Here is a 13,212-nt window from a genome sequence, read left to right as displayed (position 1 = left end):
GTCTCCGTCAGCCTGTTCGCGTTTCGAGCCCGTTGCCGACGACCTCAGTCTTTGTATAGTGTGCAAAATCACGAATCATAACATTCACAGGGGAAGCGACCATGAAACGCTTGCTACCAATGCTGTGCGCTGCGGTACTGACCACCACCGCCGCCCAGGCTCAGGACTCCGTCAAGATCGGCATGCTCCAGGGCTTCACCGGCCCGACCGAATCGCTCGTCAAGCCGATGGCGCTCGGCGGTGAGATGGCGATCCAGGAAGTCTCCGACAGCGGTGTTTTCCTCGGCGGCAAGAAGGTGGTCTCCGTGCGCGGCGACAGCACCTGCGTCGATGCTGCTGCCGCGACGGCTGCCGCCGACCGCCTGATCACGTCCGAGGGGGTCAACGGCATCGTCGGCGCGACCTGTTCCGGCGCGACCACTGCGGTGCTGAACAACGTCGCGCGCCCGAACGGCATGGTGATGATCTCCCCGTCGGCGACCTCGCCGGCGCTGAGCACGATCGAGGATGACGGCCTGTTTTTCCGCACCGCACCGTCCGACGCCCGCCAGGGCCAGATCATTGGCGAGATCCTTGTCGCCAAGGGCATCAAGACCGCCGCGCTGACCTACACCAACAACGACTACGGCAAGGGCCTCGCGGATTCCATCCAGTCCGCGTTCGAGGGCAAGGGCGGAAAGATCACCGCCGTCGCCGCACATGAAGACGGCAAGGCCGACTATTCCGCCGAAGTCGCGACCCTCGCGGCCGCGGGCGGCGATATCCTCATCGTCGCGGGTTATCTCGATCAGGGCGGCAAGGGCATGATCCAGGCCGCGCTCGATACCGGCGCCTTCGACCGGTTCGTGCTGCCGGACGGCATGGTCGGCGAAGCGCTGACCGACAATTTCGGCGCCGACCTCGACGGCTCGATCGGCACCAACCCCGGTACCGACAGCCCGGGCGCCGCGATGCTGGCCAAGCTGGCCGAAGGCAAGGGCTTCAAGGGTGACGATCCTTACGTCCCGGAAGCCTACGACGCCTCCGCGATCCTGCTGCTGGCCATGCAGGCCGCGAACAGCACCGATCCGGCCAAGTACAAGGGCATGGTCGAGAAGGTCGCCAACGCCCCGGGCGAGAAGATCTTCCCGGGCGAACTCGCGAAAGCCCTCAAGATCCTTGCCGATGGCGGCGACATCGACTATGTCGGCGGCACCGCGCTCGAACTGATCGCGCCGGGCGAGTCCGCGGGCAGCTTCCGCGAGACCACGGTCGAAGGCGGCAAGTGGAAGACCGTTGCGTACCACTGATCGGTTGCGCTGAGACTCTTACGGGGAAACGGTCGGGCGTAAGCCTGACCGTTTTGCCTATATGGGCTAGTTGATGATCAAAGTAGAAAACGTCACCAAGCGCTTTGGTGGCATCCACGCCGTCAACGGCGTGTCGCTGGAAATCCAGCAAGGCTCCATCACCGGGCTGATCGGTCCGAACGGAGCGGGGAAGACAACGCTCTTCAACATCATCGCCGGCGCTTTCCCGCCGACGTCGGGGAAGATCTATCTCGACGGCGAGGACGTGTCCGAGCTCGAACCGCACCAGCTCTTCCACAAGGGACTGTTGCGCACCTTCCAGATCGCGCACGAGTTTTCCTCGCTGACGGTTCTCGAGAACCTGATGGTGGTTCCGGGCGAACAGCCTGGCGAGGACCTGAAGCACGCCTGGTTCAACTTCGCCGCGGTGCGTGAACACGAGGAAAAAGTCCGCGAACGCGCCCGCGAAGTTATTGAATTTCTGGAAATTCCGCATCTCGAGAACGAGCTCGCCGGCAATCTCTCCGGCGGCCAGAAGAAGTTGCTCGAACTCGGCCGCACCATGATGGTGGACGCGAAGATCGTCTTTCTCGACGAGGTCGGCGCCGGGGTGAACCGCACGCTGCTGCAGACCATCGCGCGCTCGATCCAGCGCCTGAACAAGGAGCGCGGCTACACCTTCTGTCTGATCGAGCATGACATGGATTTCATCGCCCGACTGTGCGACCCGGTCATCGTCATGGCCGAGGGCAAGCTGCTGACGCAGGGCAGTGTCGACGAGGTGATGAACAACGAGGAGGTCATCGAGGCCTATCTCGGGACCGGCCGCAAACACAAGCGGGTGTCGGAGCAATGAGTTTTCTTTCCGCGTCCGGCATGACCGGCGGCTATGGCGGGGCCGATATCCTGACCGATTGCGAACTCCGCGTGGAACGCGGCGAGGTCGCCGTGGTGGTCGGCCCGAACGGTGCCGGAAAATCGACGGCGATGAAGGCCGTCTTTGGCATGCTCAACCTGCGCGAGGGCAGCGTCGTCTTCGACGGCGAGGACATCACGCGCATGGCGCCGCAGGAGCGGGTGCGGCACGGCATGGGCTTCGTGCCGCAGAACCGCAACGTTTTCGTCTCCCTCACCGTCGAGGAGAATCTCGAGATGGGGGCGTTCATCCGCGAGGACGACATCACGGAGTCGAAGGAGCAGGTCTTCTCGCTGTTCCCGATCCTGGCCGAGAAGCGGAACCAGCCGGCGGGCGAGCTCTCCGGCGGTCAGCGTCAGCAGGTCGCCGTCGGCCGCGCGTTGATGACACAGCCGAAGCTTCTGATGCTGGACGAGCCCACGGCCGGGGTCTCGCCGATCGTGATGGACGAACTGTTCGACAAGATCGTCGAGGTCGCCCGCACCGGTATCGCCATCCTGATGGTTGAGCAGAATGCGCGCCAGGCACTGGAGATCGCCGATCACGGCTTCGTCCTTGTGCAGGGCACCAACCGCTTCACCGATACCGGCGAAGCCCTTCTGGCGAACGAGGAAGTTCGCCGTTCCTTCCTCGGGGGCTGAGATGGACATCGCCAACGCATTCGCGCTTCTCAGCAACTTCGTTATCGTTCCCGCGATCGCCTACGGCGCGCAGCTCGCGCTCGGTGCGCTCGGGGTCACGATCATTTTCGGCATCCTGCGCTTCGCCAATTTCGCGCATGGCGAGATGATGTCCTTCGGCGCCATGGCGGCGATCCTCGCCACCTGGTCGCTGCAGGCGGCCGGGGTGAGCATCGATCCGCTGCCGACCGCGCTGCTGGCCCTGCCGGTCGGAATCCTCGCCGCCATCGCCATGGCGCTGTTGACCGACCGTTTCGTCTTCCGCTTCTACCGCAGAAAGCGCTCGAACCCGATCGTCTTCGCCATAGTCTCGGTGGGCGTGATGTTCGTCATGGCCGGCCTGATCCGCATCGTCATCGGGCCGGACGACCAGAGCTTCGGCGACGGCGCGCGCTTCCTCTTTACCGTGCGGGATTTCAAGGCGGCAACCGGCCTCGAACAGGGGATCGGGGTCAAGCAGACCCAGTTGATCACCGTCGTGGTCGCGCTCTTGGTCGTCGCCGCGCTCTTCTGGTTCCTGCAGAAGACCCGCTGGGGCAAGGCGATGCGGGCCTATTCCGACGACGAGGATCTGGCGCTGCTCTCGGGCATCAGTCCGGAGAAGATCGTGATGATCGCGTGGGTCATCTCGGCCGCGCTCGCCGCCATTGCCGGCACGCTCTACGGCCTCGACAAGACCTACAAGCCCTTCATCTTCCTGCAGATCCTGCTGCCGATCTTCGCCGCCACCATCCTTGGCGGCATCGGCCAGCCTGTCGGCGCCGTGCTTGGCGGGTTCATCGTCGCCTTTTCGGAAGTGACGGTAACCTACGCCTTCAAGCGGTTTCTCGCCTATCTCGGCCCGGACGGTTGGGTGCCGGAGGGGCTCGTGCAGCTTCTTTCCACCGATTACAAGTTCGCGGTGTCTTTCGTCATCCTGGTTGCGGTGCTGCTTGTGCGGCCGACGGGCATCATTCGAGGTAAGGTCATATGACGAAAAAGGTCCCCCTCTATTACGGCGCGATGGGGCTGATCCTGATCGCGGTCGGACTGTTCCAGAGCTGGGCGGTGGCGTTCGGCATTCTCAATCTCTGCCTGATCTCGGCCATCATGGCGCTCGGCGTGAACATGCAGTGGGGCTATGCGGGCCTGTTCAATGTCGGGATCATGGGCTTCACCGCCCTCGGCGGGCTCGCCGCCGTGCTGGTCTCCATGGCGCCGGTGGGCGAGGCATGGTCCGTCGCCGGCGGCGATCTCGCCCTCTCCCTGCTGAGCCTCGCCGCCACGGTGGCTGCGATCATCTTCGCCCGGCGCAAGGTCGCCCGGGCGCTGCGGCCCTATGTGACGGTGCTGCTGCTGATCGCGGGCTATTTCCTGATCTCGCATTTCTTTCTTCCGGCGACCGACCGGATCGAGGCGATCGATCCGGCGCTTTCCGGCTATCTCGGCGGCCTCGGCCTGCCGATCCTGCTGGCCTGGCCGGTCGGCGGACTTGTCGCGGCCGGCGCCGGCTGGCTGATCGGCAAGATTTCCCTCGGTCTCCGGGCCGATTACCTCGCCATCGCCACCCTCGGGATTTCCGAGATCATCATCGCGGTGATCAAGTATGAGGAATGGCTTTCGCGGGGCGTGAAGAACGTGACGGGTATTCCGCGTCCGGTGCCCTACGAGGTCGATCTCGTCGAGGCGGACTGGTTCCTCTCGCTCACTTCCGCGCTTGGTGTCACCGAGGTTTCCGATGCCGCGGGCATTTTCGTGAAGATCTGTTACGCACTGCTCTTCATCGTCGTGCTTGCAATCATCATGTGGCTCGCCGAGCGGGCGCTGCAGTCGCCCTGGGGCCGCATGATGCGGGCGATCCGGGATAATCGCGACGCGGCCGCCGCGATGGGCAAGGACGTCAAGGCGCGGCACCTGCAGGTCTTCGTACTCGGCTGCGCGGTCTGCGGCGTGGCGGGCGCCATGCTGGCGACTCTCGACGGCCAGCTCACGCCGACCAGTTACATTCCGCTGCGCTACACCTTCCTGATCTGGGTGATGGTGATCCTCGGCGGTTCCGGCAACAACTGGGGCGCTGTGCTCGGCGGTTTCGTGATCTGGTTTCTCTGGGTGCAGGCGGAGCCGCTCGGTACCTGGTTCATGACCGTGATCACCATGCCGCTCCCTGAGGGCTCCGGACTGGCGCAGCATCTGATGGCCGGCTCGGTCTATATGCGCTACCTGCTGATGGGCGCGATCCTGCTGCTGGTGATGCGCTTTGCGCCGAAGGGGCTGATCCCGGAGCGGTAATTCAATTCTCCGCAAACGAAAAAGGGCGTGCGCCTAGCGGCGCACGCCCTTTCTTTTCGGTTCGCTCAGGTTCGCTGCGCGCGCAGGAGATCGATGATCGCGTCGATCAGGCGGATCACCGCCTTCTGGGCCATATCGCTCTCGCCGCCGGCGGAGGGCTGGGTCAGCGGCACCACCGACATGGCCGAGGCGCTCCAGATCGAGACCGGCAGTGAGCCGATCCGGTTCAGGGCCGCCTGCTGGGCATCGGTCAGCCGGGTGAACATTTCCGGTGGGATCCGGGTCTGGAAGGACAGGTCGACATGGAGTGCACAGTGGCTGCCCGCAATGGCAAAGTTCTGGCTGGTGATCAGGAGTACAGCCGCGAGGCCCGACTCGTCGTCGTCATTGATGCCGAGCGTAATCAGTTGGGCGTCTAGATGCGCCTGATATTCCTTGGCTTTCTCCTCGATATTGCAGGTCTTCTCAGACTTGGTATCGAGGACGACGATCGACTCGCTGTAGGCGTTCAGCTCCTTGGCGACGCCGCTGTTGGCGTCCGCCGTTCCCGGAGTCGAGATGCCCAGCGCCAGCAACAAGGCTGGCAAGAGAAGGTGATACGTTTTCATGGAATTGGCTCCCTGCCATAGAATACGTGTCGGGACAGCCGTCGACTTTGCCGGTCGAGAAGCTGCGAATGCCCCCAAGATCGACCGGACATTAGCAGACTGCCGGCTGCCGTTGAACCGGATAGGTTGCAGCGAATTCGCGCGCGGAAGCGCTTTCGGAGAGCGCGCCTCGCCGTATCTGCGAGCCCTGTAACGGCTGTCAGTTTGCCGCTTGATTTCCGCCGGACCCGGTCAGCTTGCCGAGCCATTCCCCGAGCTGTCCCTGTGCATTCGGGTCGGCCACGGGAACACCGCCAACCGACGGCGTCGCCGTTATTCCCCCGCTCGGTGGCCCGTGCTTGGGCTGCGGCACTTCCGGCGGCGCCGCCGTGCCCTGGTGCAGGGCGGATCCTGACGCGGTGAGCGGCGGCGGGCCGGCGAGGGAGGGCATCTTCAGCAGATCGCTGCGCGGTCCGAGCCGGTTCGGATCGGACATGCCGTCGCGGTCGGTTTCGGTCTCGGGCGTGTTCGCCGCATCCTTCAACTGATCGGCACCGATCTTGTCGAGGCCGGACTCGGTGTTGAGGATGATCGGCAACCCGTTCTCGCCGCCGATGATGACGACCTTCGCGTTGTTCGACTGGGCGAGCTGCAGAGTCGCCTCGATGCCGCGCCAGCGCAGATAGCTCGGCGTGATGCCCGGGGCGACAATCTCCTGGAAGCTGCGGATGCCCTCGGCCTCGATCCGTTTGCGCTGGCGTTCTTTCTCCTCCAGCTGCAGGCGGTAATTGTAGGCTTCGCTCATGTGCCGGACGCGTTCCTTCTGCTCGATCGCGCTGCGCACGAAGCTCGGCAAGGTAATTTCTTCGATCAGCACGTCCTCGAGATCCACATAGGCCTCGTCAAAGGGCACGTTCGAGGAAATGTTGGCGAGTTTGCTCTGGAAGCGGGTCTGGACGATCGTCTGTACCCGCTCGCGTCGGGTCGAATAGAGGTCGGAGGCTTCGTTCTCCGAAATATAGGTCAGGATGAGCGTCCTGAGCTGCGGTTGCATCAGGGTTTCTTTGTATTGCGGCCCGAGGCTCTTGTGCAGGTAGCCCGCATATTGGCTGTTGATCACGAATCGGCTGGAGACATTCACCGAGATCTCGAGGCCGTCGATGCTGAGGCCTTTCACGCTCTGGTTGATGCGCTGCAGGCGCGCATCGTACATGTAGATCTTGTCCCAGGGGAAAATGAAGTGGATGCCTTCGCGCAGTTCGCGCCCGGGCATCGTTACGGTACCGCCGAAGAACCGGTACCACATCACCCCGACCGATCCGGGCGGCACGGTGTAGACGATCAGCGGCCAGAGCACGACGATCAGCAGCAGGAGGACCGCGCCGCCGGCGAAGAACTCGACCCAGTGCCGGTTCGTCCAGTTCGACAGCCAGTCGAGAAAGCGCCTAATCATGGAAGAACTCCGGGTCGTAGGCCGCCATCATGCCGTCTTCCATGTGCATCTGTCTGTCGGCCGCGTCGAAGAACCGGTTGTCGTGGGTGACGGCGATTATAGTGGTCCCGCCCGAGCGGAGCATACCCAAAATCTCCCGGTAGAACTTGCGCCGGAACATGGGATCCTGATCGGCGGCCCATTCGTCGAGCACAAGGATCGGCCGCTTTTCCAGTGCTGCCGCAAGCAGGGCCAGTCGTTTACGTTGCCCTGTGGAGAGATCGACGGTGGAGAAGCGCTGTCCGTCGAATTTGACCTTGCCGAGGATCTCCAGCGTCGCGATCCAGTCATAGGCCTCGTCGCGCGCCGCCTCCGAAATGCCGTAGAGTTCCGAGAACAGGTGGAAGTCGCCGAACACCGCGGCGAATATTTCCCGGAAATCCTGCAGTTCGGCTTCCCGCAGCGCCTTCCCGTCGATCAGGATCTGGCCCTCGTGCAGCGGATAGAGGCCCGTGAGGACGCGAAGCAGGGTCGATTTCCCGGAACCATTTCCGCCGGTGATGAACAGTACTTCGCCACGCGTGATGGTCAGGTCTATGGGGCCGATGGCGAAGCTGTCGTTCGGGTCCCCGTTGGGCGGTTGATAGCGGAACACGGCCTGGCGCAGTTCCAGGGTCTTGAAATCCGCGAAGCGCGAGCGTTCCGCCGGTCCCGCGTCGGCGATCGGCCTTCCGTCCTCGTCGGTTTCCAGTTCGACACCCGACAGCTTCTTCAGGTGCCGCTCCAGATCCATGATCGCCTCGGCCGCGGCCGAGGCGTTCTCGAAGATCGGGATCGAACCGATCAATCCGGAAATCGGACCGATAATGAAGAGCACGGCGGTGGTCGATTTCTGCACCACGTCGGAATAGCCCGAGGTCATCATCGGTACGACGAAGACCATGGTCCCGAGCAGCAGGTAGAAGGCGGTCTGCGAGAAGACGAAATTCTTGGCCAGCATGATCTGGGTATTGCCGCGCATTTCCGAGGCGCGTTCGCTGATCTCGTCGATCCGCCTGATGATCGCGCGTGCCTTGGAGCGGCTGAGCTTGGCTTCCTTGAAGCCGTCCAGCAGGTCGTCGATCGTGGTGTAGACATCGTTGTCCATCTCCAGCGTGCCGCGCAGGTCGGTGCGCACCGAGTAGGACTTTTTCCAGTAAACCGTCAGCGCCACGGTCATGAAGGCGACCAGCGCGATGAAGGAGGTGAGCGAAATCCAGGCGATATAGAGCGTGGTGAAGAGAATCAGGATCGCCATCTGCACGGCGATGGTCACGGTCGAGGCGGATTGCGACAGGGTTTGCATGTGGCGGGCGATGCCGCTGTAGATCACCGCCCGTCCGAGCTGCTCGACATCGAGCAACTCGCAATATTGCAACTGGTTGACGATGCGCATCCGCACCCGGTGGATCATCGCCTCGACCTGCTCGGCGGCCTGGGTCAGGATCCAGCGCTGGGCGACGACATAGAGAAGCATCGCGGCGGCGAAAAAGACGGCGTAGAGCGGCCGGGATTCCGATTGCTCGGCATGTTCGGCGGCCGAATTGATGATCGCCAGGATCATCGCGTTGCTGAGGCCTGCGACGGTCGCAACCGTCAGTGCCCGGCGCGGCGACAGCGTGGCCTCGCGGCGCAGGAACTTGATCAGGCCGTTGGATGCGACCAGATCGGCGGCGGCAGAACCGGTCTCCATTACGAAACTCCCTTCCCGATGCGTCTAGCTATCGGCCGAGGAGCCGGAGGATGCTTTCTTCGGGAAAGGCCTGAGGAGCGCGAAAACGAGTCCGACAAGCAGCGGCGTGAAGATCACCGAGCAGAGGAAGACCCCGAAGGCCCCGATACGGCTGCGCCGGCCGACGACGGCCAGGACCAAGCATAGCAGCAGATAAATGGAGATCGGGACGAGTTGCATGAGGTCTGTCCGTAATCGGCGTGTCGACACTGCACTGCAGGCCGGACGGTTGTCCGTCCGGCCGAACAGTCGCGAGCGTTCGTCGCGGCCTGATTTAGGCGGCGGCTTTCGTGCCGCTCTTGCCGGAGGCCTTGGAAACGCCTTCCTCGAACTCTTCCTTGAAGTGCTCGCGCATGGCGTCCGGATCGAAGTTGAGGACGGTGCCGCCCGCTTCGAAATGCTGGATGAACACCTTGCCGATCGCGTAGGTCGAGGCCGTGGTGAAGACCGGGGCCGTCAGCACGCCGAGAATGGTCCCGACACCGGGAACCGATTTCAGCAGGCTCGAGGCGCCGCGGGCGAGGCCGGCAGGAACCAGGCTACCGAGCAGGCCGGCAACGATCGTCTTCACGACATTGCGCGAGAACGGCACCTGATAGAGGCTGGCAAGGTCGCCGACCATCTTGATCTGGACGAGGGTCACAGCCGCGAGGTCGACCCATGGCAGCGGGATGAAGCTCGCGCCGGCGGACCAGCCCATATAGGTGTTCACGATGCTCGATGCTTCGGCGCGCCGAGCGGCAATTTCATCTTCAGTCATGGTTTCTCTCCAAGCATGATGAAGCACGGTTTCGCACTAAGGTGGTCGCCTGAGCGGCCGTTCCGCAACGTTGTGCGCCCAGTCCGTCGGAGGCCTTTATCAATTATTTCAAACATATCCGAGAGACCCTCCGAGCACAACCGCTCAGAAACTCTTAGCGAATCTAAGTTGCGGCATGATGAAGCTTTCCTCGCCCCCTGCACCAATGGATGCGGCCAGTCGCAGTTCGGCTCTGAGTCCGTCCTCCGCGAGGAAGTGCAGGCCGCCGGCGAAGTTGAAGAGGCTTTTTGCCGCGGCTCGGGACTCCGCGCCGATGGTCTGACCGGAGGAGAGCCGTCCGTCAATCTCGCGCTCGTCATCTAGCAGATCGTGTTCGTAGCCGACGCTGAGATAGGGTTGCAGCAGACCGCTCTCCACTTGCACGTCCGTCCAGGCCGTCAACTCGATCCCGGCCTTGATCTCGGCGACTTCGCTGTCGTCGACGGTGAGATTCAGGAATTCCGCGCCACTCTCGGTGAAACCGTTCACCGAGGACCAGCCGGCCCCGAGGCGCCCCGCCGCGGCGTAGCCGATCCGCCGGCTGAACACCTCGGCATGTCGGTCCCAGCGTGCCTCGATCTCGGCCGATGCGCCCCAGCCCTCTGTCTCGCTCCGGGCCGTCGGCATGACGGAGAAGCCGGTGTCGCGCTTCACGTCGTCGAGCGTGTGATAGGAGAGATTGGCCTGGAGGCCGAGGCTCAGCGGCCCGTCGCGCCAATCGGCGAAGCCGCCGAAGGTGACCGCGTCGTTCTCGAACGAGCCGCCGCCATTGATGGAGGAATCCAGGTTGGCGTAGCCGACATGGGCGCCGAAGATGAAATCCTCGGTCACCTCCGGCGGCCGGTAGCTGATCCCGGCGAGCGCCATCCGGTTGTCGTAATCATAGCCGGAGAAATCACCGTCGGAATCGCGGCTGCCAAGACCGTTCTCGGCGATCAGGAACACGGTGCTGTTGCCGATCTCCTGGGTGACGGGCGTCGCCGATCCGCCGGACAGTCCAGGCGCGTCCGGCCTGCCGCGGAACTGGCTGCGCAGCGCGGCCAGCACCGAGCGCTGCTGGACCAGGCCGGAATCCGCGAGGGCGGCGAGCCGACCGCCATCCTCGTCCACGGCCTGCAGGGTGGCACTGACCAGTTCGTAGATATAGCCGTGCGCGGCGGTGGTCGGGTGCTGTCCGTCCCAGTAGAGCGTGGCGTTCTCGCTCGCCGTGTCCGGGCACTGTCCGGTCGAGACGTTCGAGCTGATGCATTGCCCGGTCAGGTTGGTGAAGCCGTATGCGCTCGCCCGTGCGTCGATATCGTCGTAGAGCGCGTCCAGGTCGACCAGAATGATCTCCATGCCGGTACTGGCGCGCGCACTCGCCAGATAGTTCGGCAGCCCGGCATTGTGCAAGGTCGAGAGGCGCTCGGATTGGGCGAGTTGGTCGGCGGTGAAGGATGAGATCAGTGTCGGCACCCGGTCGAGATCGAACAGGTTGAGCACGATCGCCCGTCTTGCGCCGAGGCTGGAGGCTGTCTGCAAGCCGGTCTGGATGAATCCGAGGGTCTGATCCACGACGCCCTGTTCCGTAAGGCCGTTGGTCGTGCCGTTGGCGTAATTGGTATAGTCATTTCCACCGGTCAGGATGGCGAAGGTCGCGCCCTGCACGTCGGCGACGACGCCCGCCGAATTGTAGGCCGTCAGATCGTCAAGCACCGTGATCATGCCCGGCGCGTTGCTCGGCAGGTCTTCCGTTCCGGCCTTGGCGCCGCCGAAGGCGAAGCTGAGACTGACACCCTCCTGCGCGCCGGGATCGGTCGTCGATCCGCACAGGCTCGAGAGACCGTTCGAGGCGTTCTCGGTCGCGCAGTCCGGATTGCTGAAATAGTAATCCATGTAATAGAGCTGCGTCGGCGCCAGCCTGTCTGTCCAGTTCAGGCCATTGGAGAAGCGTCCGTTGTAGTAGGGTGGGCTCTGCGGGACGACGTTTGACGGCGTGATGAGCGTCGTGGCGATGAAGCTGTTCTGATTGTCGACCAGGCTGTCGCCAAGAAAAATATACCGCTCGTCGGCCGACGCCGCAAACGAGAGGCTAAGGAAAGCGCCACATATGGTTGTGGCGCAGGCCATGCGCATTGTCGATTTCATCATGTCCGCCCCCCGGATCAGAAGGTCACGACGACTGAGACCGTCGCATTGGCTTCACTGTATTGCAGGTTGCTGAGAAACGCGTCGTTCACGATCTGGTTGGAGGCAGACGCGTTGAACATCAGTTCCACGCGATCGTGCACCTGCCAGGCCGCGGTCGCATCGAAGGAAAAGCTCTCCGCTTCGTAAGGCGTTCCTTCGATTTCGTAAAAACGGTAGGTCGGCCCGACCTTCACATAGATGTCCTCGCGCGGCTTGTAGAGCGCGGCGATGCCCGCGAGATTGGTGAACAGGCCGCCCGAGGTCTCGATGTTGGTCTCGTCGAAGGTGCGCTCGAGGACCCCGCCGACACCCCAGGTCTCGTCGATCTGATATGAGAGCTGCGCCGTGCCGACGGCGGAAATCACCTCGCCGATGGTCGGCGCGTTGAAATACTGCGCGAAGCCGATGGCGCGGAACAGGCCGCTGAGATTGCCCTGCTGATATTGGATGCTGATGCCTGCGCGCCCGCCATCCGAATCCCGGTCTTCCGGCAAGATGAAATCGGAACCCGAATATCGGATCCGGATCGGTCCGCCGAACACCGACGCCTTACCCCAGCTGTAATGCTTACCTGCCTCGAGCGTGAGGTTGTATTCCACGCGGTCCTGCGACTGCAGGCGGTTCACGTCCGTAACGTCGATCTTGGTATCGTTCGAGATATCCTGATAGCGACCGAGCAGATTGACGAAATGGGATTTGTCGTCCCAGCCGAATGCTGATTCCAGCGTATTGGTCTGGGTCGTGCCGTTCAGGTTGCCGTTGAACTGCAGCGGATCGTTCTTGCCGATGATACTCTCTTCGCTGAGGATGCCGCCACGCAGATTGAATTCGTCGCTGAAATCGTAGCGCCCGCTGAGGGTGCCGGAGAGCGCGTTGCTTTTCTGGTCGCGGAGATCCAGCGCCTGCTGGTCGACATAACCGAGGGTCGCCGCGAGCGCGTGCCGCTTCCAGGTCGAGCGCGCCACCCCGTTGATCGCCAGGACACGTTTGAAGTCGGTCTCTTCCGTCGGATCGAGACGGATGTTGTCTGTCAGTTGCATTCCGGCCTGGGCCCGGGTGAAGAACTCGAAACCGCCATAGACGAGGCCGGAGGGCTGTTCGAACCCCTGAACGGACGGTAGCGGAGCGGTCTGCGCCTGGGCGGGCGTTGCGGCGCCGGCACCGCCAATTGCGATGAGCCCGGCCAAAATCGTCAGTCGCAGGCGTCCTGCCGCAGGTGTGCGCTCGTCGGTTCTCGATAGCGTGTCAGGCATTCTTCTCTTCCCTCCCCCGGTCGCCGGCCCGTCGATCGCCCTCTTGGA

At 63.1% G+C, this 13,212-nt stretch carries 12 protein-coding genes; 5 read left to right on the top strand and 7 right to left on the bottom strand.

Annotated features, from left to right (window positions below):
• Positions 1-101 precede the first annotated feature (101 nt).
• From ACOOE1_RS11375 to ACOOE1_RS11355, 5 genes are all read left to right on the top strand, one after another.
• A complete protein-coding gene (locus ACOOE1_RS11375) occupies positions 102-1,289 on the top strand; it encodes an ABC transporter substrate-binding protein (RefSeq protein WP_420402313.1) in 1,188 nt (395 codons plus the stop codon).
• A 73-nt stretch (positions 1,290-1,362) separates the two neighbouring features.
• The gene (locus ACOOE1_RS11370) at positions 1,363-2,145 is read left to right on the top strand and encodes an ABC transporter ATP-binding protein (RefSeq protein WP_420402312.1); all 783 of its coding nucleotides are present in this window, start codon (positions 1,363-1,365) and stop codon (positions 2,143-2,145) included.
• Entirely contained in the window at positions 2,142-2,846 is a 705-nt protein-coding gene (locus tag ACOOE1_RS11365) for an ABC transporter ATP-binding protein (protein WP_420402311.1), read from the top strand. The genes ACOOE1_RS11370 and ACOOE1_RS11365 overlap by 4 nt, the downstream gene beginning before the upstream one ends.
• Position 2,847: 1 nt before the next feature.
• Positions 2,848-3,858: a branched-chain amino acid ABC transporter permease gene (locus ACOOE1_RS11360; RefSeq protein ID WP_420402310.1), complete on the top strand. Its 1,011-nt coding sequence runs from the start codon at positions 2,848-2,850 to the stop codon at positions 3,856-3,858.
• Positions 3,855-5,153 (top strand): branched-chain amino acid ABC transporter permease, encoded by a 1,299-nt coding sequence (locus ACOOE1_RS11355; RefSeq protein WP_420402309.1) that lies wholly within the window; start codon positions 3,855-3,857, stop codon positions 5,151-5,153. Before ACOOE1_RS11360 ends, ACOOE1_RS11355 begins: the two co-directional genes overlap by 4 nt.
• A gap of 65 nt (positions 5,154-5,218) precedes the next feature.
• Here ACOOE1_RS11355 and ACOOE1_RS11350 read toward each other — a convergent pair whose 3' ends face one another.
• From ACOOE1_RS11350 to ACOOE1_RS11320, 7 genes are all read right to left on the bottom strand, one after another.
• The gene (locus tag ACOOE1_RS11350; RefSeq protein WP_420402308.1) at positions 5,219-5,761 is read right to left on the bottom strand and encodes a hypothetical protein; all 543 of its coding nucleotides are present in this window, start codon (positions 5,759-5,761) and stop codon (positions 5,219-5,221) included.
• Positions 5,762-5,960: 199 nt separating this feature from the next.
• Positions 5,961-7,193 carry a prohibitin family protein gene (locus ACOOE1_RS11345; protein ID WP_420402307.1) on the bottom strand — a complete coding sequence of 411 codons (1,233 nt, stop codon included), beginning with the start codon at positions 7,191-7,193 and terminating at the stop codon, positions 5,961-5,963.
• Entirely contained in the window at positions 7,186-8,904 is a 1,719-nt protein-coding gene (locus ACOOE1_RS11340; RefSeq protein ID WP_420402306.1) for a cyclic peptide export ABC transporter, read from the bottom strand. Before ACOOE1_RS11340 ends, ACOOE1_RS11345 begins: the two co-directional genes overlap by 8 nt.
• 24 nt (positions 8,905-8,928) lie before the next feature.
• Positions 8,929-9,123, bottom strand: a complete 195-nt coding sequence (locus tag ACOOE1_RS11335; protein WP_420402305.1) for a hypothetical protein — start codon at positions 9,121-9,123, stop codon at positions 8,929-8,931.
• Between the two features lie 94 nt (positions 9,124-9,217).
• A complete protein-coding gene (locus tag ACOOE1_RS11330; protein ID WP_420402304.1) occupies positions 9,218-9,703 on the bottom strand; it encodes a YcjF family protein in 486 nt (161 codons plus the stop codon).
• 144 nt (positions 9,704-9,847) lie between these two features.
• On the bottom strand, positions 9,848-11,872 hold the full coding sequence (locus tag ACOOE1_RS11325) for an autotransporter domain-containing protein (protein WP_420402303.1): 2,025 nt from the start codon (positions 11,870-11,872) through the stop codon (positions 9,848-9,850).
• Positions 11,873-11,886: 14 nt separating this feature from the next.
• The gene (locus tag ACOOE1_RS11320) at positions 11,887-13,164 is read right to left on the bottom strand and encodes an outer membrane beta-barrel protein (RefSeq protein ID WP_420402302.1); all 1,278 of its coding nucleotides are present in this window, start codon (positions 13,162-13,164) and stop codon (positions 11,887-11,889) included.
• Positions 13,165-13,212: the final 48 nt, after the last annotated feature.

Origin of the sequence: Nisaea sp., assembly GCF_965216895.1 — a bacterium.
In the GTDB taxonomy this organism is placed as follows: domain Bacteria; phylum Pseudomonadota; class Alphaproteobacteria; order Thalassobaculales; family Thalassobaculaceae; genus Nisaea.
The sequence above is the reverse complement of the archived record's forward strand: the minus strand, read 5'-3'. Positions and strand labels throughout refer to the sequence as shown.